Source organism: Enterobacter cloacae complex sp. SHL021 (assembly GCF_049237765.1).
In the GTDB taxonomy this organism is placed as follows: domain Bacteria; phylum Pseudomonadota; class Gammaproteobacteria; order Enterobacterales; family Enterobacteriaceae; genus Enterobacter; species Enterobacter cloacae.
Map to the genome: position 1 here is coordinate 37,747 of NZ_JBMKJG010000020.1, position 22,724 is coordinate 60,470.

Sequence of the window (22,724 nt, forward strand, 5' to 3'; positions counted from 1 at the left end):
AGAAAAATTGAATGTTTGATAAGTTATTGAAAATGATCTTTAAATTTGTTTTGAATGAACGGAGAGAGACGATTTTTATTGTAGCCAAATTATATTGGATTGTTTAGATTATAAATGGCAAAGATCATTCCTTTAATTATATCATTCAGAATAATGTTTTTTTTAAACCAAGAGAAACGCTAAGAGAGGAGAAAATAGGGGAAATAAATAGAGGAGAGGCTATGTATACAAAAAAAAGATGTTTTCTTTTCCTTTGAGGAGCGGAACCTGAAGGCTCCGCTCCTGGCGGCATCAGGCAACCTGCACCGGAATTGCCTTCGCGGTGCGTTTCATCTCGTTGTCGCCTTCAAAATAGGCGACTTTAGGCTGCCAGCGGCGCGCCTCTTCGTCGGACATCATGACGAAGCTCGCGATGATCACAATATCCCCTACGTCTGCACAGTGCGCGGCGGCACCGTTAACGGAGATGATCTTAGACCCGCGCTCTGCGGCAATCGCGTAGGTGGAAAAGCGTTTGCCGTTGTTCACGTTCCAGATGTCAATCGCTTCGTTTTCAAGAATACCCGCCGCGTCGAGAAAATCCTGATCGATCGCGCAGGAGCCTTCATAGTGCAGGTCGGCCTGCGTGACTTTCACACGGTGAAGCTTACCTTGCAGCATTTTGCGAATCATTACGTGTACCTTTAATCATGCGTTAACCCCTCCTGTAAGAGGGGAGGGTAAGAAGGTTATGCCAGTTCAACCACTTTGTTGTCGATAAGGCGCGCCTGGCCGAGCCATGCAGCCACCAGAATAACCGCGCGCTTGCTGGCGTCGGTTAACTCAAGCAACGTGTCAGCATCACGGATTTGAATATCGTCAGCGCGGAAGCCTTTATCGTTCAGCGCTTGTTCAGCCAGGGCCACGATCTCTTCAGCGGTCAATTCTTTCGCCGACAGTTGCTCTGCCATGGTATTCATGACTTTGCTTAATCCTGGGGCAATCTTACGCTGGTCAGCGGTCAGATAGCCGTTACGGGAGCTGAGCGCCAGACCGTCTTTGGCACGTACAATCGGCACGCCCACGATCTCGATATCATAACCCATGTCGGCAACCATCTTACGGATCAGAGCCAGCTGCTGGAAATCTTTCTCACCAAAGCAGGCTACGTCCGGCTGCACCAGGTTGAACAGCTTGCTGACGATGGTGGACACGCCGCGGAAGTGGCCTGGACGGCTGGCCCCTTCGAGCATGGTCGAAATGCCCGGGACATCAACGTACGTGGACTCTTCCGTACCCTGAGGGTAGACATCTGCAGGTGCCGGCGCAAAGACGAAGTCCGCATGGCGCTTTTTCAGCTTCTCGCAATCTTCCTGCAGCGTACGAGGATAGCGCGCCAGGTCGTCCGCGCGGTCAAACTGCATCGGATTAACGAAGATACTGACCACCACGATATCTGCACGGGCTTTCGCTTCGTCGACCAGTTTCATATGGCCGTCATGCAGGTTACCCATGGTTGGGACCAGTGCGATACGTTTACCTTCCTGTCGTGCACGGCGAATATGCTGGCGAAGCAGCGGCAGGGTTTCAATGATTAGCACAACGAGACTCCTTAATGGAAACTGTGTTCTTCACCCGGGTAAACACCGGATTCGACGTCGGCAATATACTGCCTGACCGCGGCGCGCATGTCGCCCGCTTCAGTAAGGAAATTTTTGGCGAATTTCGGGATATGGCCGCCGGTGATGCCAAAGGCGTCGTGCATCACCAGAATCTGACCGTCGGTCACGTTGCCAGCCCCAATCCCGATGACCGGAATAGACAGCGCGTCGGTGATGCGTTTTGCCAGCTCAACCGGTACACATTCCAGCACCAGCAGCTGTGCGCCCGCCGCTTCCAGCGCGAGGGCATCATCAAACAGCGTCTGCGCGGCATCACCGCGGCCCTGCACCTTGTAACCGCCAAAGATATTGACGGACTGTGGCGTAAGGCCCAGATGTCCGCACACCGGCACGGCGCGTTCGGTGAGCATTCTTACCGTCTCCACCAGCCAGGCACCGCCTTCGATTTTGACCATATTGGCGCCGGCGCGCATCACGGCCGCCGCATTGTCGAAAGCCTGCTCTGGCGTGGCGTAGGCCATAAACGGCAGATCGGAAAGCAGAAGACAGGCAGGTGCACCACGGCGCACGGCGCGGGTGTGGTAAGCAATATCCTCGACCGTGACCGGCAGGGTAGAGTCATGTCCTTGTACCGTCATCCCTAACGAGTCCCCGACCAGCATGACGTTGATCCCCTCTTCGGCAAACAGTTTGGCGAAGCTGTAGTCATATGCGGTGATGGTGGCGAAGCGTCTCTTTTCCTGTTTGCATTTCTGCAGTAAGGAGATGGTGGTTGGTTTCATACTGTTTCCTGATAACCCAAAGCGAATCTTTGCGCATTCTAACAGTAACATTCGAGGGAACAATGATTTTAGGTCGTCTATTAGCCACAATTATTTTGTGGCTAATGCGCGGGGGCACAGGCTTACCAGCGAGCGGGTTTTTCTGCGTGGAGGTTGTCCAGGATCTCCCTGAGCGGGATGCCGTCCGGGAAGGTGAGATCGGGGGCGACTTCAAACAGCGGCCAGAGCATAAATCCGCGATTTTTCATGTCGTAATGCGGCACCGTCAGGCGTGAAGTGTTAATCACCTCGTTGCCAAACAGCATGATGTCGAGGTCAAGGGTACGTGGCCCCCAGCGCTCTGCTTTACGCACGCGACCCTGTTGCAGTTCAATGCGCTGGGTGTTATCAAGCAACGTTTCGGCATCCAGCGCGGTGTCCAGCACCACGGCGGCATTCAGATAATCAGGCTGATCCTGCGGGCCGAGCGGCGGTGTACGGTAAAACGAGGAGACTGCCACAATGCGGCTCTGGGGGATCTCACCCAGCGCCTGAACGGCAGCATTAACCTGCTCCAGAGGAGAGGCCAGATTGCTGCCGATAGCGATATACGCGAGGGTCATGCCGTGCCTTCGCGACGCGGTGCGCGCTTGCGCGGACGACGGTGACGACGACGCGGCGCCGGCTCTTCATCAAGGCCAGTGAGCATGTCTTTCTGCTCCGGCGGTGCGGAGACCTGGAACTCGGCCCACCACTGCGCCAGACGCTGCAGCTCCTGGTTGCGTTCAATTTCAGCACGCAGAGAGAGCAGATCAAAGGCCGCGCGGAACTTAGGATGCTCCATCAGCTTCCAGGCGCGTTTGCCCTGACGACGGGACATACGCAGCTGAAGCTGCCAGATATCACGCACCAGCGTGGTAATACGTTTCGGAATGGCCAGCGTACGGCAGCCTTCGTCCAGTACGTCGTTTGCCGCCAGAGCGAAAGCGTCATAATAGGCGAGGCCGCTTTCCTGGGTAATACGCTGAGCCGTTTCCAGCAGCGGATACCAGAACATCGCCGCAAACAGGAACGCCGGGTTCACACGCATATCGTTGCGGATACGGGTGTCGGTATTCTTCAGGACCTGCGCAATCATGCGTTCCATTGGGCTGTCACCATTTTCGGTGAAGTAGCGGGTAATGGACGGGAATAACGGCTGGAAAAGGTTGTATTCGCGCAGCAAGTTATAGGTGGCAAATCCGTGACCGGCTTGCAGCAGTTTGAGCGCTTCTTCGAACAGGCGGGCTGGCGGTACGTCATTGATAAGCGTCGCCAGACGCGGGATCGGCTCTGCCGTCTCCGGGCTGATGCGCATATCCAGCTTGGCGGCGAAACGCACGGCGCGCAGCATCCGCACCGGATCTTCGCGATACCGGGTTTCCGGCGTGCCGATCAGGTGAATCAGGCCCTCTTTCAGATCCTGCATGCCGCCGACGTAATCACGCACGGTGAAATCCGCCACGCTGTAGTAAAGGCTGTTGATGGTGAAATCGCGACGCTGGGCATCTTCTTCGATCGAACCGAAGATGTTGTCGCGCAGTAGCATACCGTTCTGGCCGCGCTGGGAAGTTGTGCGATCGGATGCGCCCGCTTCGTGGTGACCACGGAACGTCGCCACCTCAATAATTTCCGGCCCAAACATGACGTGTGCCAGACGGAAACGGCGACCAACGAGACGGCAATTGCGGAATAATTTACGCACCTGTTCGGGCGTGGCGCTGGTCGTCACGTCGAAATCTTTGGGTTTTTTGCCCAGCAGTAAATCACGTACTCCACCGCCAACGAGATAGGCCTCGTAGCCCGCTTTATTCAGACGATAGAGCACCTTGAGGGCATTTTCACTGATATCTTTGCGGGAAATATTGTGCTGCTCACGCGGGATAACCGACATCTGTGGTTGCGCAATAGCGTCATTCGCCATGCTCTCTTCGCGGCTTAGCACTTTACGGCAAAAATTAGCGACTCGGGTAAAAATGGTACACCTCGTAGTGTGTTTTGTTATGAAAAAAGCGGCTAATCATAGCTCAGCGCAACGCATTTGAGAATGCTGGATTTTTGGCACGCTCGTGAGCGACCAGGTGGCAACGGCCAGTTTCAGCAATTCGTCAATGGAAAGATCCTGCCATTCGTTGGTTACATTCTGGTTGAGAAATCGTAACGCGTCGATCAAAACGGGGCGCGGATCGCCATCTGGCAGGGCGGGGGCGTGGTTTTGCTTCGACAGCTTATCGCCCCGCTCGTTGACGGCCAGCGGCAGATGAATGTAATCCGGTGCCGTCCAGCCAAACTGGTGATACAACGCTATTTGCCGCACCGTAGGTTCAACCAGATCGGCTCCGCGCACAATTTCAGTGACACCCTGAAAGTGGTCATCCACCACCACCGCCAGGTTATAGGCAAACAGCCCGTCACGGCGGTGGATAATAAAATCTTCCCGCGCCAGCCGTTCATCCGCATGAATGTCGCCAGAGAGCAGGTCGTTAAAGTGGAGCACAGGAGCACGCTGGATCAGACGAACGGCGGCGTTTTCCGGGCCGTGGTTGAGCGTGCGGCAGTGGCCGTCATAGACGCCCCCCACGCTCTGTATGCGCGCGCGGGTACAGGTGCAGTTATATGAGAGCCCTTGCTCAGCGAGCCAGGCCAGACGTTCCCGGTAGGCGTCGTGACGTGTTGATTGCCAGACAACTTCGCCGTCCCAGTGAAGACCGTAATGTTCCAGCTGACGCAGAATGGTGTCTGCTGCACCGGGAACTTCACGTGGAGGATCAATATCTTCAATGCGGACGAGCCATTTACCCAGGCGTGCGCGAGCCTGCAGGTAGCTGCCGAGAGCGGCAATTAACGAGCCGAAATGTAATTCACCGGAGGGGGATGGCGCGAAGCGCCCGATATAGTGAGATTCAGACATATCAACAGTAATAAGGCGGGAGAGACTCCCGCCTTTGGAGTGGGTAAACAGGACCGGGATTAACCCGCCATCTGTTTTTCGCGGATTTCTGCCAGCGTTTTACAGTCGATGCACAGATCGGCGGTCGGACGCGCTTCCAGGCGACGAATGCCAATTTCAACACCACAGGATTCGCAGTAGCCAAAATCTTCGTCCTCGACCTTCTTCAGCGTTTTTTCGATCTTTTTGATCAGTTTGCGCTCGCGATCACGGTTACGCAGTTCAAGGCTGAACTCTTCTTCCTGAGCGGCACGGTCTACCGGATCCGGGAAGTTAGCCGCTTCATCCTGCATATGACTAACGGTGCGATCGACTTCATCCCTGAGTTGATTACGCCATGCTTCAAGAATACGCTTGAAGTGCGACAGCTGGGCTTCATTCATATACTCTTCGCCCGGTTTCTCTTGATACGGCTCCACCCCAGCGATGGCGAGAATACTCAGGGACGATGTTTTACGGTTTTGCCCTTCTTGCATGTTGCTTCTCCTTAACACGCACTATCGATCCCCGTGTTGGGGGAAAAATCAGGTCGCTATAAATAGCAGATGCTTTTCCGTATGGCAATTATCTAAACGTAACACTTGACAAGCCTGTGAGGAAAAGCGTATTTGCGCACGCGGCCAGAACACTTATTCATCAATCGTCTATTCCCTTATAAGACAATGGGAAGAGAGGATCTCAGAGTCATATTATCGGCAGAAAGTTCCGCTTTATAAGCCAAAACCTCTACCCCCTGCTTTTGTGCCTCATTCAACAATTGCGCGTATTTGAGATCAATATGGCGGGCTGGAGAAAACCGTTCAATGGCTGAGTGCAAAACCGCAAACAGCAGTACGGCGCGTTTGCCCGCCGCCGCAACACTCATCAGCTCCCGCAGATGCTTTTGTCCCCGTAGCGTGACTGCATCCGGGAAATAGCCATTTTCCTGATCCGCTAACGTGACTGATTTGACTTCAATATAGCACTCGGGACGGTCTTCCGCCTGTAACATAAAGTCAATTCTGCTGCCTTCATCGCCATATTTCACTTCAGATTTATGGGTGCCATAGCCCACCAGTTCGGGAAGGGTTCCGTTCGTCAGAGCCTCCTTAACTAATTGATTCGCGCGCAGGGTGTTAACGCAAATAAAAGCCCCTTGTTGGGTTTGCGTCATTTCCCAGGTGTGAGGATATTTGCGTTTAGTATTTTCTGAAGTGGAATACCAGACCGTGTCACCCGGTGTCGCACATCCCGTCATTGCCCCGGTGTTGGGGCAGTGCAGCGTTAACGGCTCTCCCTCTGGGGTGACGACATCAGCGAGAAAACGCTTGTAGCGTTGAATAAGCGTGGCGTGTTGCAGTGCAGGACTAAACTTCATCAGAATTCCTTAGGGTATCGCCCAGCGTCCAGCGCTGGAGCGGCGTATAGCGGGTGCGTCCTTGTGAAAAAACAGATTCGTACAGCGCGAAAGAGGTCACCGGAAAGGCCCAGTGAAATCCCGGTGGCGGGATAGCAACGGCCTGACCGGCATCGCGCAGTAGCGTAATGTGAGGATTAAACGGCTGCGGGCTCTGGTAACACCCGCTGCGTGCCGCCTGGGCGCGCAGCATATTCGCAAGCTGTAATAATCCGCGCGGCGGCTGGCGCGTGCCCAGCCAGACGACGCGGGAGCGGAGCCACTGCCCCGCATCGTCAAGGGTCAGCGTAAATCCCGGCTGGGAAATCCGACCGGCCATCGCCGCCAGGGCGCGCTGTTTCTCGCCGCTGACGTCGCCCAGAAAAGCCAGCGTCAGGTGGAGGTTTGCCGCAGCAACCGGGCGGCCCGCTTCGGGCGGGAAGTGTTCGGCGCGCCAGCGAACAATTTGCCGTTGGATCGGCGTGGGCAGCTCAATGGCGAAAAACAGTCGTTTCGACTCAGACATACAGGGGACTCGGTAATGATATGCGCCGATGCTACAATGTACGCCGACTAATGTTAACCCTCTGGAGCTGTTAGTGTCCTCATTGCCGGTCGCCGTCGTCCTTCCTGAACTGCTCGCTGCCTTGCAGGATGCCCCGCAGGTTTTACTTAACGCCCCTACGGGTGCCGGTAAATCCACCTGGCTACCGCTGCACATTCTCAACGCAGGCATTATCAGCGGGAAGATTATCCTGCTGGAGCCGCGCAGGCTGGCTGCGCGCAACGTGGCGCAGCGCCTGGCGGAACTGCTGAATGAAAAACCGGGCGAGACGGTAGGCTACCGTATGCGCGCCGAAACCTGCGTCGGCCCGTCCACGCGGCTTGAAGTGGTGACCGAAGGGATCCTCACCCGTATGCTGCAAAACGATCCGGAACTGTCCGGCATCGGGCTGGTGATTCTGGATGAGTTCCACGAGCGCAGCCTGCAGGCGGATCTGGCGCTGGCGCTGTTGCTGGACGTCCAGCAGGGGTTACGGGACGATCTCCGACTGCTCATCATGTCGGCCACGCTGGATAACGAGCGGCTACAGCAGACGTTACCGGATGCGCCGGTCATCACCTCCGAAGGGCGCGCGTTTCCGGTTGAGCGCCGCTATCAGCCGCTTCCTGCCCATCAGCGTTTCGATGAAGCGGTGGCGATCGCCACGGCTGATTTGCTCCGGCAGGAATCCGGTTCGCTGCTGCTGTTTTTGCCGGGCGTTGGCGAAATCCAGCGGGTGCAGGAGCAGCTTGCCGCCCGGGTGGGCAGCGACGTATTGCTCTGCCCGCTCTACGGCGCACTGTCGTTGAGTGACCAGCGCAAGGCCATCCTTCCCGCGCCAACGGGGCAGCGTAAAGTGGTACTGGCCACCAATATTGCCGAAACCAGTCTGACCATTGAAGGCATTCGCCTGGTCGTGGACAGCGCCCAGGAGAGGGTAGCCAGTTTTGACCCGCGCACCGGGCTGACAAAGCTGCTGACGCAACGCATCAGCCAGGCGTCGATGGTTCAGCGAGCTGGCCGTGCCGGGCGTCTTGAGCCGGGCATCTGTTTACATCTCATCAGCGCAGAACAGGCCGAACGCGCGGCTGTGCAGAGCACGCCGGAAATTTTACAAAGCGATCTTTCGGGGCTGATCATGGAACTGTTGCAGTGGGGTTGCCCCGATCCCGCGCAGTTAACCTGGCTCAATGCACCTCCCGCGGTAAACCTGGCGGCGGCGCGCGCGTTGCTGACCCAGCTAGGGGCGCTGGACGGCGAAAGGCTATCATCACGTGGGCAGAAAATGGCCGCGCTGGGTAACGATCCCCGGCTGGCGGCGATGCTGGTGGCCGCGCAGGGGGATGATGAAATTGCCACGGCGGCGAAACTGGCGGCTATCCTTGAGGAGCCGCCTCGTGGTGCAAATTGCGATCTGGCGCAGGCTTTTTCACGTAATCAGGGGAACTGGCAGCAGCGCGCGCAGCAGCTCTGTAAACGGCTTAACAGCCGTGGTGGTACGCCGGACGCTGACAGCATTGCGCCTCTCCTGGCGCAGGCATTTGCCGACAGGATTGCGCGTCGTCGCGGGCTGGATGGACGCTACCAGCTGGCAAACGGCATGGGGGCTATGCTGGACAGCGATGACGCCCTGACGCGCCATGAATGGCTGATTGCGCCGCTCTTGTTGCAGGGGAGTCACTCGCCCGATGCCCGAATTTTGCAGGCCGTGGCTGTGGATATCGATGCCCTCACGCGCGCCTGTCCGCAGCTGCTTCAGCAGTCCGACATCGTCGAGTGGGATGATGCGCAGGGCACTCTGAAGGCATTTCGTCGTAGCCAGATAGGTAAACTGACCCTGGGGACGAAGCCGCTGGCAAAGCCATCGGAAGAGGAGCTGCACCAGGCAATGCTGAACGGTATCCGGGAAAAAGGACTAGGTGTTCTGAACTGGACCCCGGAGGCCGAGCAGTACCGTATTCGTCTGCACTGCGCCGCGCGCTGGTTGCCGGAGTATGCCTGGCCGGCGGTGGATGATGACTCGTTACTTGCGTCGCTGGAAACCTGGCTCCTGCCGCAAATGAGCGGTGTACACTCGCTGCGGGCGTTAAAAGCGCTTGATGTTAAGGTCGCGTTACAGAATTTACTCGACTGGTCGTTACGTCAACGTCTGGATAGTGAACTGCCAGGGCATTACACTGTGCCGACCGGCAGCCGGATTGCCATTCGTTATCACGAGGATAATCCACCGGCGCTGGCGGTACGGATGCAGGAGATGTTTGGCGAGGCGATCACGCCATCCATTGCCGAAGGGCGCGTGCCCGTGGTGCTTGAGCTGTTGTCACCTGCGCATCGCCCGCTGCAGATTACCCGCGATCTGGGCGCATTCTGGGCGGGGAGCTACCGTGAAGTGCAAAAAGAGATGAAAGGGCGCTATCCCAAACATGTCTGGCCGGACGATCCGGCGAATACGGCACCGACACGGCGGACGAAGAAATATTCGTAAAGGGGAGTGCGGCCTGATGCCCTCACCCCGACCCTCTCCCACAGGGAGAGGGAGAAAAGCAATTTTGAGAGATTTCTTCTTTCACAGGTCAGTGGAAGAAATGAGAATCGGGCCTTTGCGCCTGAACGTTGCGGAGAAAAAGCATGGCGGGGAATGACCGCGAGCCAATTGGGCGTAAGGGAAAACCAACGCGTCCGGCCAAAGAAAAGGTGAGCCGTCGTCGCCTCAGAGATGAGGATTATGACGATGACTATGAAGACGATTATGAGGATGAAGAACCGATGCCGCGTAAAGGAAAAGGCAAAGGGCGTAAGCCTCGGGGTAAACGCGGCTGGTTCTGGCTGCTGCTGAAGCTGTTCATTGTTTTTGTTGTACTGATGGCGATCTACGGCGTTTATCTGGATCAGAAGATCCGCAGCCGCATCGACGGAAAAGTCTGGCAATTGCCGGCGGCAGTGTATGGCCGCATGGTGAACCTTGAGCCTGACATGTCGATCAGTAAGAACGAGATGGTGAAACTGCTGGAGGCCACCCAGTATCGTCAGGTGTCGAAAATGACGCGTCCTGGCGAATTTACCGTGCAGGCGAAAAGCATTGAGATGATCCGTCGTCCGTTCGATTTCCCGGACAGCAAAGAGGGGCAGGTGCGTGCGCGTCTGACCTTTGACGGCGATCGTCTGGAAACCATCGAGAACATGGATAACAACCGCCAGTTCGGTTTCTTCCGTCTCGATCCGCGTCTTATCACCATGCTCTCTTCGGCGAATGGTGAACAGCGTCTGTTCGTCGCCCGTAACGGTTTCCCGGACCTGCTGGTGGACACGCTGCTGGCAACCGAAGACCGTCACTTCTATGAGCACGATGGTATCAGCCTCTACTCCATTGGTCGTGCGGTGCTGGCCAACCTGACGGCGGGCCGTACGGTACAGGGGGCAAGTACGCTTACCCAGCAGCTGGTGAAGAACCTTTTCCTCTCCAGCGAGCGCTCTTACTGGCGTAAAGCCAACGAAGCGTACATGGCCGTGCTGATGGATGCGCGTTACAGCAAGGATCGTATCCTTGAGCTGTATATGAACGAGGTCTATCTCGGTCAGAGCGGTGATAACGAAATCCGCGGTTTCCCGCTGGCGAGCCTGTACTACTTTGGACGTCCGGTGGAAGAGCTGAGCCTGGACCAGCAGGCGCTGCTGGTGGGTATGGTGAAAGGGGCGTCCATCTATAACCCGTGGCGTAACCCGAAACTGGCGCTGGAGCGTCGTAACCTGGTGCTGCGTCTGCTGCAACAACAGCAGGTGATTGACCAGGAGCTGTACGACATGCTGAGCGCACGTCCGCTTGGCGTGCAGCCGCGCGGCGGTGTGATTTCGCCTCAGCCTGCGTTTATGCAGCTGGTGCGTCAGGAGCTGCAGAGCAAGCTCGGTGATAAAGTGAAAGATCTCTCCGGCGTGAAGATCTTTACCACCTTTGACTCCGTGGCGCAGGATGCGGCAGAAAAAGCGGCCGTTGAGGGCATTCCGGCGCTGAAGAAACAGCGTAAGCTGAGCGACCTGGAAACCGCGATGGTGGTGGTTGACCGTAACACGGGTGAAGTCCGTGCGATGGTGGGCGGGGCTGAGCCGCAGTTTGCAGGTTACAACCGTGCTATGCAGGCGCGTCGTTCGATCGGTTCACTGGCGAAACCAGCAACCTATCTCACTGCCCTGAGCCAGCCAAATCTGTATCGCCTGAATACCTGGATTGCCGACGCGCCGATCTCCCTGCGTCAGCCTAACGGCCAGGTCTGGTCACCGCAGAACGATGATAAACAGTTCAGCGGCCAGGTAATGCTGGTGGATGCGTTGACCCGCTCCATGAACGTGCCGACAGTAAACCTGGGGATGGCACTGGGTCTACCTGCGATAGTTGATACCTGGCAGAAGCTGGGCGTCGCTAAAGATCAGCTGCACCCTGTGCCAGCCATGATCCTGGGGGCGTTAAACCTGACGCCAATCGAAGTGGCACAGGCGTTCCAGACCATTGCCAGCGGTGGTAACCGTGCACCGCTGTCAGCCCTGCGCTCGGTGATTGCCGAAGATGGCTCCGTGCTGTATCAGAGCTTCCCGCAGGCGGAACGCGCCGTTCCGGCGCAGGCAGCCTACATGACGCTGTGGACGATGCAGCAGGTTGTGCAGCGTGGTACCGGCCGTCAGCTGGGGGCGAAGTATCCGGGCCTGCATCTGGCGGGCAAAACCGGGACGACCAACAACAACGTTGATACCTGGTTTGCCGGTATCGATGGTCGTGAAGTGGTGATCACCTGGGTGGGCCGCGACAACAACCAACCAACCAAACTGTATGGTGCGAGCGGGGCGATGTCGATTTACCAGCGTTATCTGGCGAATCAGTCTCCGGTGCCGCTAAACCTGGTTGCGCCGGAGGATATCGTGGATATGGGCGTGGACAGTTCCGGAAACTTTGTCTGTGGCGGCGGTATGCGTACCTTGCCTGTCTGGACAACGAACCCGGATTCCCTGTGCCAGCAGAGTCAGCCAGAGCAGCCGACGGGCAACCCGTTCGACCAGTCTTCTCAGCCTCAGCAGCCGCAGCAACAACAGCCGCAGCAGCAGAACGAGAAGAAAGACAGCGACGGTGTCGCGGGCTGGATTAGAGATATGTTCGGCGGTAACTAACCGTTCAAGGTCCCCCCGAAAGGGGGGATTTTTTTACCCGTTTTCCCCATTTTATTAACCCTCGTTTTAATTCTGATTAACCCTTCGTTTTCTCCTGGTTATTTCTTAAACCCTTAATTCTCGTAGGGCCGCTTCCTGCTTGCTATGCAGCCAACGTTTCGCCTATTATGCTGCGGTCATAATAATAATTCTCGTTTACGTTATCATTCACTTTTCTATCAGAGATACACCATGGCGCTTTCCAATACTGCTCAGCCAATTAACACGTCGCTGCGTAAAATCGCAGTTGTCGTAGCCACAGCGGTTGCCGGCATGTCTGCTTATACCCATGCTGCCGAAACCCCGAAAAAAGAAGAAACCATCACTGTCACTGCCGCTCCGGCTGCACAGGAAAGTGCCTGGGGGCCAGCTGCTACCATCGCAGCAAGACAATCCGCGACCGGGACCAAAACGGACACCCCCATTCAAAAGGTACCGCAATCTATTTCAGTGGTAACAGCCGAAGAGATGGCACTGCATCAACCGCGCTCGGTTAAAGAAGCATTGAGTTACACCCCTGGCGTTGCGGTAGGCACCCGTGGTGCATCAAACACCTATGACTACTTGATTATTCGCGGTTTTGCGGCCGATGGTCAGTCTCAAAATAACTACCTCGATGGCATGAAAATGCAGGGGAACTTCTATAACGACGCCGTTATTGATCCTTATATGCTGGAGCGCGCCGAGATCATGCGCGGTCCGGTTTCCGTTCTGTACGGCAAAAGCAGCCCTGGCGGTTTGCTGAACATGGTCAGTAAGCGCCCAACAACCGATCCCCTGAAAGAGATCCAGTTCAAAGTGGGCACGGATAGCCTGTTCCAGACCGGGTTTGACTTTAGCGATGCGATTGATGACGACGGTGTTTATTCTTATCGCTTAACGGGGGTTGCGCGTTCAAATAACGCTCAGCAGGAGCGTGCGAAAGAGCAGCGTTATGCTATCGCGCCATCTTTCTCATGGCGTCCGGATGATAAAACCACATTTACCTTCCTCTCTTATTTCCAGAACGAGCCTGAAACGGGTTACTACGGCTGGTTGCCAAAAGAGGGGACAGTGGAGCCACTGCCAAACGGTGAGCGTTTGCCGACTAACTTCAATGAAGGGGCGAAGAATAATACCTATTCCCGGAACCAGAAAATGGTGGGGTATAGCTTCGACCACGAATTTAACGATACCTTCACCGTGCGTCAGAATCTGCGCTTTGCCGAGAACAAAACTTCGCAAAACAGCGTTTACGGCTATGGCGTCTGCACCGATCCGGCAAATGCTGGCAACAAACAGTGTGCGGCGCTTGCGCCTGCTGATAAAGGCCATTATCTGGCGCGTAAATATGTTGTCGATAATGAGAAATTGCAGAACTTCACCGTTGATACCCAGTTGCAAAGCAAATTCTCTACCGGCGAGGTGGACCACATACTGCTGACTGGCGTTGACTTCATGCGTATGCGGAATGACATCAATTCCTGGTTTGGTTATGACGATTCTGTTCCGCTGCTGGATCTCTATAATCCTGTGAACAGCGATTTTGATTTCGGTTCAAAAGATCCGGCTAATTCAGGTCCTTATCAAATCCTTAATCGCCAGAAACAGACGGGTCTGTATGTTCAGGATCAGGCGCAGTGGGATAAAGTGCTGGTAACCTTGGGCGGTCGTTATGACTGGGCCGATCAGGAGTCCTATAACCGTGTGACCAATACCACCTCCAAACGTGATGATACCCAGTTCACCTGGCGTGGCGGTGTTAACTACCTGTTTGATAACGGTGTAACTCCTTACTTTAGCTACAGCGAATCGTTTGAACCGGCTTCGCAGACTGATGCACAGGGTAAACTGTTCTCGCCATCTAAAGGCAAGCAATACGAAGCGGGCGTGAAATACGTTCCGAGCGATCGTCCGATCGTTGTCACCGGTGCGTTGTACCAGCTGACCAAAACTAACAACCTGATGGCGGACCCGGCGGGTTCTTTCTTCTCGGTTGAAGGTGGTGAAATCCGTGCCCGTGGCGTAGAGCTGGAAGCGAAAGCAGCCCTCTCTGCGAGCGTTAACGTTGTTGGCTCCTATACCTACACCGATGCGGAATACACGACAGATACTAACTACAAAGGCAACACACCAGCCCAGGTGCCGAAACACATGGCATCTGTATGGGGCGATTACACAATGTATGATGGTCCGCTGTCTGGTCTGACGCTGGGCACCGGCGTGCGTTATACGGGCTCAAGCTATGGTGATCCGGCTAACTCCTTCAAAGTGGGCAGCTACACCGTCGTTGATGCGCTGGTCAGGTACGATCTGGCACGCGTTGGCATGGCGGGGTCAAACGTGGCGCTGCATGTGAACAATCTGTTCGATCGTGAGTACGTTGCCAGCTGCTTTAACACCTACGGTTGCTTCTGGGGTGCTGAGCGTCAGGTTGTGGCTACCGCGACCTTCCGCTTCTAATCTCTCTTCGGGCACGGTTCGCCGTGCCCTTTTTATTTAAGTTGGCTGATATGCAGGATAATAAAACGCAATCCGATACCACCTTTACGCTCAATCAACTCTCCTTTCGTGTTCCCGGGCGCACCTTGCTGCATCCGCTCTCGTTGACGTTCCCCGCAGGTAAAGTTACCGGCCTGATTGGTCACAATGGTTCCGGTAAATCGACGTTACTTAAAATGCTGGGCCGTCATCAGCCGCCTTCTGAAGGGGATATTTTGCTGGACGAACAGCCTCTGGAGAGCTGGAGCAGTAAAGCCTTTGCGCGCAAAGTCGCCTATCTGCCGCAGCAATTGCCTCAGGCAGAAGGGATGACGGTGCGTGAGCTGGTGGCGATCGGGCGTTATCCGTGGCATGGCGCACTCGGGCGCTTCGGTGTCGCCGACAGAGAGAAAGTGGAAGAAGCGATTGCGCTGGTGGGATTAAAGCCGCTGGCGCACCGTCTGGTCGACAGCCTTTCCGGGGGCGAACGTCAGCGCGCGTGGATTGCGATGCTGGTCGCGCAGGACAGCCGCTGCCTGCTGCTCGACGAACCCACTTCCGCACTGGATATCGCTCATCAGGTTGATGTTCTCGCGCTGGTTCATCGCCTGAGCCAGCAGCGTGGCCTGACGGTTATTGCGGTGCTGCACGATATCAACATGGCGGCGCGCTACTGTGATTATCTTGTCGCCCTTCGCGGCGGGGAGATGATTGCCGAGGGTTCGCCGTCTGAACTGATGCGGAGCGAAACGCTGGAACACATCTACGGTATTCCTATGGGGATCCTGCCTCATCCTGGCGGGGCTGCTCCGGTGAGCTTTGTTTACTGATGCTGAATTCTACCTTGTTGAGCCGCCGTCGCCTGCTGACGGCCATGGCACTTTCACCGCTGCTGTTAAAGATGAACCTCGCGCGGGCTGCTGCCGTCGATCCACACCGTATTGTGGCGCTGGAGTGGCTGCCTGTTGAACTGATGATGGCGCTGGGCGTCACGCCGTATGGCGTGGCCGATATTCCCAACTACCGGCTGTGGGTGAACGAGCCGGCGCTACCCGATTCGGTCATTGATATTGGTCTGCGTACGGAGCCTAATCTTGAGCTGCTGACGCAGATGAAGCCGTCATTTCTGTTCTGGTCCGCGGGTTATGGCCCGTCAGAAGAGACAATGGCGCGTATTGCGCTTGGGCGGGGGTTCTCCTTCAGTGACGGTAAAAAACCGCTGACGATGGCGAAAAACTCCATCAACGAGATGGCGCATTTCCTCAACCGTGAGGCGGAAGCCAAACAACATTTCGCAGAGTTTGATGCTCTGATTGACGCCCTGAAGCCGCGTTTTGCCCATCGCGGAGACCGCCCGCTGCTGATGGTGACGCTGCTGGATGCGCGCCATATGCTGGTCTTCGGCAAAAACTGTCTGTTCCAGGAAGTGCTCGATAGCTTTGGCATTCCTAATGCCTGGGAAGGGGAGATGACCTTCTGGGGCAGCACCGCCGTCGGTATCGACCGTCTGGCGGCGTTCCGCGATGTGGACGTGCTGTGCTTCGATCACGGCAACGAGCGTGAAATGCAGGCGCTGATGGCGACACCGTTGTGGCAGGCGATGCCGTTCGTGCGTGAGCAACGCTTTACGCGTGCACCGGCGGTCTGGTTCTACGGCGCGACGCTGTCGGCCATGCACTTCGCCCGGGTGCTGGATAACGCGCTGGGGGGAAAAGCATGAGTACGCGTATTGCCCGTTTCCCGGCGCTGTTGCTGGCTCTGATTTTCCTGACCGCGCTGGCTTTGACCTGGTTTAACCTCTCGACCGCCTTACCGCGCGGGCAGTGGGGCGCGGCCCTGGCTGCGCCGGATATCGATAATATTCAGCAAATGCTGTTCCACTACAGCCTGCTGCCGCGTCTGGCGATTTCGCTGCTGGTCGGGGCCGGGTTAGGGCTGGTGGGCGTCCTGTTCCAGCAGGTTTTGCGTAACCCGCTGGCCGAGCCTACAACGCTTGGCGTCGCGACCGGCGCCCAGCTTGGGATCACGGTGACCACACTATGGGCACTGCCTGGCGTGTTAACCTCGCAGTTTGCCGCGCTTGCAGGCGCGTGCGTGGTAGGCGCGCTGGTCTTCGGCGTGGCGTGGGGGAAACGCCTCTCGCCAGTGACGCTGATCCTCGCAGGGCTGGTGGTGAGCCTCTACTGTGGGGCAATCAACCAGCTGCTGGTGCTGTTTCATCACGATCAGCTGCAAAGCATGTTCCTGTGGAGTACCGGCACGCTGACCCAGACCGACTGGAGTATTGTGCAGCGCCTGTGGCCGCAGCTTGTTGGCGGCGCCATGTTGACGCTGCTGTTGTTACGACCGCTGACGCTGATGGGGCTGGATGACGGCGTAGCCCGCAATCTGGGGCTGGCGCTCTCCCTGGCGCGTCTGGCGGCGCTGACGCTGGCGATTGTCCTCAGCGCATTGCTGGTTAATGCGGTTGGGATTATCGGCTTTATCGGGCTGTTTGCCCCGCTGCTGGCAAAAATGCTCGGTGCGCGTCGCCTGCTGGCGCGACTGCTGCTGGCCCCACTGATTGGAGCGCTGATCCTCTGGCTTTCCGATCAAATCATTCTCTGGCTGGCGCGCGTCTGGATGGAAGTCTCTACCGGGTCGGTAACGGCACTGGTTGGCGCGCCGCTGTTGCTGTGGCTGTTGCCACGTCTGCGCAGTATGAGCGCTCCCGCGATGGACGCGGGGGATAAAGTTTATGCCGAGCGTCAGTCGGTGCTGTGGTTCAGCCTCGCCGGGCTGGCGGTGCTGATCATCGTCTCGTTTGTGGCGCTTGCTTTCGGGCGCGATGCGACGGGCTGGCACTGGGCAACGGGCGATTTGCTCCAGGAACTGCTGCAGTGGCGCTGGCCGCGGATCCTCTCGGCGTTGATTGCCGGGGTGATGCTGGCGGTCGCGGGCTGTATTATCCAGCGCCTGACCGGCAATCCGATGGCCAGCCCGGAAGTGCTGGGTATCAGTTCGGGAGCCGCGTTTGGCGTGGTGCTGATGCTGTTCCTTGTGCCGGGAAATGCCTTTGGCTGGCTGATGCCTGCCGGAAGCATCGGGGCGGCGGTGACGCTGATAATCATTCTGATTGCGTCAGGCCGCGGCGGGTTTTCGCCTCACCGGATGCTGCTGGCCGGGATGGCGCTCAGCACCGCCTTTACCATGCTGCTGATGATGCTGCAGGCGAGCGGCGATCCGCGGATGGCGAAGATCCTGACCTGGATCTCCGGCTCAACGTACAACGCCACCGGCAGTCAGGTGGTGCATTCCGGGATCGTGATGATCGTGCTGCTGGCGATTGTGCCCCTGTGCCGCCGCTGGATGACGATCCTGCCGCTGGGGGGTGAAACCGCACGTGCGGTCGGCATGGCGTTAACGCCAACGCGCGTCGCGCTGTTACTGCTGGCGGCGTGCCTGACGGCCACGGCCACCATGACCATTGGTCCACTGAGTTTTGTTGGGTTGATGGCGCCGCATATCGCCAGAATGATGGGATTCCGTCGGACGATGCCGCATATCGTGATGTCTGCCCTGACGGGCGGGGTGATGCTGGTGGTGGCGGACTGGTGCGGAAGAATGGTGCTGTTCCCGTATCAGATCCCGGCGGGTTTGCTGTCGACCTTTATCGGCGCGCCGTATTTTATTTATCTGTTGAGAAAGCAGAGTCGGTAATAAAAGTAAACGTCAATCCTAAGATTGACGTTTTAGGGTTTGCTCCCTCTCCCGGTGGGAGAGGGCCGGGGTGAGGGCATCACGCCGCACGTGCTTACAACTTCGCAAACACCTTACGCGCCGCGTCGATGGTGTTATTGATATCCTCTTCGCTGTGCGCCACGGACATAAAGCCAGCTTCAAAAGCAGACGGCGCCAGGTAGACGCCTTCTTCCAGCATCAGGTGGAAGAAACGCTTGAAGCGTTCAACATCGCACTTCACCACGTCCTGATAGCTTGTCACGGTTTGGGCTTCCGTGAAGAAGATCCCGAACATCCCGCCCACGTGGTTTACCACCAGCGGAATACCCGCCTCTTCAGCCGCTTCCAGCAGACCATTTGCCAGCTGCGTCGTGCGCTCAGTCAGGGTTTCGTGAATGCCCGGCTGGGAGACTTCTGTCAGGCAGGCGAAGCCCGCCGCCATGGCAATCGGGTTACCGGAGAGCGTACCCGCCTGGTAAACCGGCCCTGTTGGTGCCAGGGCTTCCATCACATCCTTGCGCCCCCCGAATGCGCCCACCGGCATACCGCCGCCGATGATTTTGCCGAGACAGGTCAGATCCGGCTCTACGCCGTAATAAGACTGGGCACCCGCGAGCGCGACGCGGAAACCGGTCATCACTTCGTCGATAATCAGCAGCGCGCCAAATTCATCGCACAGGGCACGCAGGCCCGGCAGGAAATCGGGCTGCGGTGGAATGCAGTTCATGTTGCCCGCAACCGGCTCAACGATGATGCAGGCGATCTCCTGTGGATACTGCTCGAATGCCGCACGAACGGTGTTCAGATCGTTATAGGTGCAGGTCAGGGTGTGTTTCGCGAAATCAGCCGGTACGCCCGGGGAGTTTGGCTGGCCAAGGGTCAGTGCGCCGGAACCCGCTTTCACCAGCAGGCAGTCCGCATGGCCGTGGTAGCAGCCTTCAAATTTGATGATTTTGTCACGACCGGTAAAGCCGCGCGCCAGACGAATAGCACTCATGGTGGCTTCGGTACCGGAGTTCACCATACGCACCATGTCCATGGTTGGCACCAGCTCGGTCACCAGCTCCGCCATTTTGACTTCCATCTCGGTAGGCGCGCCGAAGCTCAGGCCGCGCTGGGCCGCTTCAATCACCGCATTGCGGATGGCAGGGTGGTTGTGACCCAGCACCATCGGGCCCCAGGAGCCGACGTAATCGATATAGGCCTTGCCGTCGACATCAAACAGGTACGCGCCATCAGCACGTTCAATAAACAGCGGCGTTCCGCCTACGCCGGTAAAGGCGCGAACAGGCGAGTTCACGCCGCCCGGGATAAGCTCGCGGGCTGCACTGTAGAGGTTTTCAGACTTGCTCATGGCGTCGTTCCTGGTTCGTATAAAATGATTAAGCACACTATTCTAAGTGATCCGCGGAAGGTAATGAAATTTTTGCCCCCTTTCATTGCTAAACAATTTTTAAGTATTTTTCACGGGACGACCTGATGCACTCTGGTAAAATCCCTGCGGCGATTTGTATGACGAAAAGACATGGTAATGAAAGCAGACTCTCCCTCTTTTGAAGAACAACAGTTCCGGCGCGCGCAACACCGGATCAGTATCCGGCGCTTGCTTAACCGCGATAAGACACCGCTGGCAATTTTACTGGCCGCCGCTGTAGTCGGTACGCTCGCCGGGCTGGCGGGCGTCGCCTTTGAAAAGGCAGTCAATGCGGTGCTGAACTGGCGTATTGGTACGGTGGCCGGTTTCGCCGACAAAGGATGGCTGGTCTGGGTCTGGGCGTTCGGGTTGTCCGCGCTATTTGCCATGGTGGGCTACTTTCTGGTGCGTAAATTTGCGCCGGAAGCGGGCGGTTCCGGGATCCCTGAAATTGAAGGCGCGCTGGAAGAGCTGCGCCCGGTGCGCTGGTGGCGCGTCATCCCGGTGAAGTTTATCGGCGGCATGGGAACGCTTGGTGCGGGTATGGTACTGGGCCGAGAGGGGCCAACCGTGCAGTTGGGCGGGAACGTCGGGCGCATGGTGGGGGATCTGTTCCGGATGCGCAGCGCGGAAGCGCGCCATACGCTGCTGGCAACAGGTGCCGCAGCGGGGCTTTCGGCGGCGTTTAACGCGCCGCTGGCGGGGATCCTGTTTATCATCGAAGAGATGCGCGCCCAGTTCCGTTACAACCTTATCTCGATCAAAGCGGTCTTTACCGGTGTGATCATGTCGAGCATTGTGTTTCGCATTTTCAATGGCGAAAGCCCGGTGATCGAAGTGGGCAAACTGACCAATGCGCCGGTGAACACGCTGTGGCTGTACCTGATCCTCGGCATGATATTCGGCATTGTCGGCCCGCTGTTTAACACCTTTATTCTGCGTATGCAGGATATGTTCCAGCGCATCCACGGCGGGAATACCATGAAGTGGGTGTTGATGGGCGGTCTGCTGGGCGGCCTGTGCGGCGTGCTGGGGTTCATTGAGCCGAACGCGGCGGGGGGCGGGTTCGGGCTGATCCCGATTGCGGCTGCGGGCAACTTCAGCGTGGGTCTGCTTCTGTTTATGTTTATTTCTCGCGTCATCACGACGGTGCTCTGTTTTTCCTCCGGTGCGCCTGGCGGTATCTTTGCCCCGATGCTGGCGCTGGGGACGCTGCTTGGTACTGCCTTTGGCATGGCCGCTGAGGTCAGTTTTCCGGCATACCATCTGGATGCGGGCACCTTTGCCGTTGCCGGAATGGGGGCGCTGCTGGCGGCCTCCCTGCGCGCGCCGCTCACCGGCATCGTGCTGGTGCTGGAGATGACGGATAATTACCAGCTCATTTTGCCAATGATCATTACCTGTCTCGGCGCGACACTATTAGCCCAATTCCTGGGTGGAAAACCGCTATACTCCACCATTCTTGCACGCACCCTGGCGAAGCAGGAGGCAGAACGGGCCGCAATGCAGAATACTTGAATGAATTACCAGGGTATTAGATAATGACAAAAAGAATTGGGTGAATTTTACCCAATTGCAGTAGCAGTATTCATGGGAGCATAAGATGAGTGATGACGTAGCGTTGCCGCTGGAGTTTACCGAAGCAGCAGCCAACAAAGTGAAAACCCTGATTGCCGACGAAGACAATCCGGATCTGAAACTGCGTGTCTATATTACCGGTGGCGGCTGCAGCGGCTTCCAGTATGGTTTTACCTTTGACGACCAGGTTAACGACGGCGATATGACTATCGAGAAACAGGGCGTCGCGCTGGTGGTTGACCCGATGAGCCTGCAATATCTGGTGGGCGGTTCGGTAGATTACACAGAAGGTCTGGAAGGTTCACGCTTTGTGGTGACGAACCCAAATGCCACCAGCACCTGCGGGTGTGGGTCTTCGTTCAGTATTTAAGCGGGGGCGGGCTGATGCCCTCACACCGGCCCTCTCCCACAGGGAGAGGGAGAAAAGATTAAAAACGGTAACCTTGCGGTTACCGTTTTGCGTTTATCTTCCATTCTCATCCAGCGCGAACGTCGGCAATTTAAGGTGCCAGCGTATCGCCGCCAGACGTATCGCCAGCGTCACCACCATTCCCAGCATGGCTGAATTTTCCAGCGGTATCGCAAAGGTATAGTACGCCGTGGCGTGTACAATCCCGCCAATAATGCAGGCCGTAGCATAGATTTCGGTACGCAGGATCATCGGCACTTCTCGTGCCAGAATATCGCGAATAATCCCGCCGCCTACGCCAGTCAGCACGCCCATGCAGATGGCAACCATGGGCCCTGTACCCGCATTAAAGGCTTTATTCACCCCAATGCCGACAAACACAGCCAGCCCGACGGCATCCAGCACCGGGAGGATCCATTTTGGTAAGCGGCGGGGCTGGCGAACCAGCACGATGGTTAACAGGCAGGTGACCATCGCCACCACCAGATCGGTGGGATCTTTCACCCAAAATACCGGGCCATTATCCAGCGCCATATCGCGGATCGTTCCACCGCCTACGGCGGTCACCACGCCAAGCACCAGCACGCCAAACGGATCCATGCGCAGCTTTCCGGCGAGCAGGACGCCGGAGATAGCAAAAACGGCTGTGCCAAGAATATCCAGCCAATAAACGAGCATCG

The 22,724-nt window shown here is 56.9% G+C and carries 19 protein-coding genes; 8 read left to right on the forward strand and 11 right to left on the reverse strand.

The genetic code is table 11. From position 1 onward, the window contains the following. Positions 1-291: 291 nt before the first annotated feature. The 9 genes from panD to thpR all read right to left on the reverse strand — a co-directional run bounded on the left by panD (position 292) and on the right by thpR (position 7,252). Positions 292-672, reverse strand: coding sequence for an aspartate 1-decarboxylase (panD, locus tag ACOTZF_RS18900; RefSeq protein WP_003856284.1), 381 nt, complete (start codon positions 670-672; stop codon positions 292-294). Positions 673-728: 56 nt separating this feature from the next. After that, on the reverse strand, positions 729-1,580 hold the full coding sequence (gene panC / locus ACOTZF_RS18905; RefSeq protein WP_013095627.1) for a pantoate--beta-alanine ligase: 852 nt from the start codon (positions 1,578-1,580) through the stop codon (positions 729-731). Between the two features lie 11 nt (positions 1,581-1,591). Beyond that, entirely contained in the window at positions 1,592-2,383 is a 792-nt protein-coding gene (gene panB, locus ACOTZF_RS18910) for a 3-methyl-2-oxobutanoate hydroxymethyltransferase (protein WP_038418704.1), read from the reverse strand. Between the two features lie 122 nt (positions 2,384-2,505). After that, entirely contained in the window at positions 2,506-2,985 is a 480-nt protein-coding gene (folK, locus tag ACOTZF_RS18915) for a 2-amino-4-hydroxy-6-hydroxymethyldihydropteridine diphosphokinase (RefSeq protein ID WP_013095629.1), read from the reverse strand. Further along, complete coding sequence (gene pcnB / locus ACOTZF_RS18920) at positions 2,982-4,379, reverse strand: polynucleotide adenylyltransferase PcnB (RefSeq protein WP_206738696.1); 1,398 nt, start codon at positions 4,377-4,379, stop codon at positions 2,982-2,984. Before pcnB ends, folK begins: the two co-directional genes overlap by 4 nt. Before the next feature lie 42 nt (positions 4,380-4,421). Continuing rightward, positions 4,422-5,312: a tRNA glutamyl-Q(34) synthetase GluQRS gene (gene gluQRS / locus ACOTZF_RS18925; RefSeq protein WP_047023386.1), complete on the reverse strand. Its 891-nt coding sequence runs from the start codon at positions 5,310-5,312 to the stop codon at positions 4,422-4,424. A 59-nt stretch (positions 5,313-5,371) separates the two neighbouring features. Next, positions 5,372-5,827 (reverse strand): RNA polymerase-binding protein DksA, encoded by a 456-nt coding sequence (dksA, locus tag ACOTZF_RS18930; protein ID WP_013095632.1) that lies wholly within the window; start codon positions 5,825-5,827, stop codon positions 5,372-5,374. 176 nt (positions 5,828-6,003) lie between these two features. Continuing rightward, positions 6,004-6,708, reverse strand: a complete 705-nt coding sequence (sfsA, locus tag ACOTZF_RS18935; protein ID WP_013095633.1) for a DNA/RNA nuclease SfsA — start codon at positions 6,706-6,708, stop codon at positions 6,004-6,006. Next, the gene (gene thpR / locus ACOTZF_RS18940; protein ID WP_421636194.1) at positions 6,698-7,252 is read right to left on the reverse strand and encodes an RNA 2',3'-cyclic phosphodiesterase; all 555 of its coding nucleotides are present in this window, start codon (positions 7,250-7,252) and stop codon (positions 6,698-6,700) included. The genes sfsA and thpR overlap by 11 nt, the downstream gene beginning before the upstream one ends. A gap of 73 nt (positions 7,253-7,325) precedes the next feature. On the opposite strand from thpR, the gene hrpB reads away from it, so the two are divergent. From hrpB to fhuB, 6 genes are all read left to right on the forward strand, one after another. After that, positions 7,326-9,755: an ATP-dependent helicase HrpB gene (gene hrpB / locus ACOTZF_RS18945; protein ID WP_129251995.1), complete on the forward strand. Its 2,430-nt coding sequence runs from the start codon at positions 7,326-7,328 to the stop codon at positions 9,753-9,755. Between the two features lie 143 nt (positions 9,756-9,898). Next, positions 9,899-12,424, forward strand: a complete 2,526-nt coding sequence (mrcB, locus tag ACOTZF_RS18950; protein ID WP_013095636.1) for a bifunctional glycosyl transferase/transpeptidase — start codon at positions 9,899-9,901, stop codon at positions 12,422-12,424. A gap of 231 nt (positions 12,425-12,655) precedes the next feature. Further along, on the forward strand, positions 12,656-14,905 hold the full coding sequence (gene fhuA / locus ACOTZF_RS18955) for a ferrichrome porin FhuA (protein ID WP_013095637.1): 2,250 nt from the start codon (positions 12,656-12,658) through the stop codon (positions 14,903-14,905). Positions 14,906-14,955: 50 nt separating this feature from the next. Then, complete coding sequence (gene fhuC / locus ACOTZF_RS18960) at positions 14,956-15,753, forward strand: Fe3+-hydroxamate ABC transporter ATP-binding protein FhuC (protein ID WP_023620747.1); 798 nt, start codon at positions 14,956-14,958, stop codon at positions 15,751-15,753. Continuing rightward, positions 15,753-16,643: a Fe(3+)-hydroxamate ABC transporter substrate-binding protein FhuD gene (gene fhuD, locus ACOTZF_RS18965; RefSeq protein WP_129317752.1), complete on the forward strand. Its 891-nt coding sequence runs from the start codon at positions 15,753-15,755 to the stop codon at positions 16,641-16,643. Before fhuC ends, fhuD begins: the two co-directional genes overlap by 1 nt. Then, positions 16,640-18,622 (forward strand): Fe(3+)-hydroxamate ABC transporter permease FhuB, encoded by a 1,983-nt coding sequence (fhuB, locus tag ACOTZF_RS18970; RefSeq protein WP_129317753.1) that lies wholly within the window; start codon positions 16,640-16,642, stop codon positions 18,620-18,622. Before fhuD ends, fhuB begins: the two co-directional genes overlap by 4 nt. A gap of 94 nt (positions 18,623-18,716) precedes the next feature. On the opposite strand, the gene hemL is transcribed toward fhuB, so the two are convergent. Next, entirely contained in the window at positions 18,717-19,997 is a 1,281-nt protein-coding gene (hemL, locus tag ACOTZF_RS18975; RefSeq protein WP_038981245.1) for a glutamate-1-semialdehyde 2,1-aminomutase, read from the reverse strand. Positions 19,998-20,174: 177 nt separating this feature from the next. Here hemL and clcA point away from each other — a divergent pair, with 177 nt between their 5' ends. Together clcA and erpA are read left to right on the forward strand one after the other, a co-directional pair. Next, positions 20,175-21,575 carry a H(+)/Cl(-) exchange transporter ClcA gene (gene clcA / locus ACOTZF_RS18980; RefSeq protein ID WP_038981247.1) on the forward strand — a complete coding sequence of 467 codons (1,401 nt, stop codon included), beginning with the start codon at positions 20,175-20,177 and terminating at the stop codon, positions 21,573-21,575. Between the two features lie 85 nt (positions 21,576-21,660). Further along, a complete protein-coding gene (erpA, locus tag ACOTZF_RS18985; protein ID WP_013095643.1) occupies positions 21,661-22,005 on the forward strand; it encodes an iron-sulfur cluster insertion protein ErpA in 345 nt (114 codons plus the stop codon). Positions 22,006-22,098: 93 nt separating this feature from the next. On the opposite strand, the gene ACOTZF_RS18990 is transcribed toward erpA, so the two are convergent. Continuing rightward, positions 22,099-22,722, reverse strand: coding sequence for a TRIC cation channel family protein (locus ACOTZF_RS18990; RefSeq protein WP_013095644.1), 624 nt, complete (start codon positions 22,720-22,722; stop codon positions 22,099-22,101). Positions 22,723-22,724: the final 2 nt, after the last annotated feature.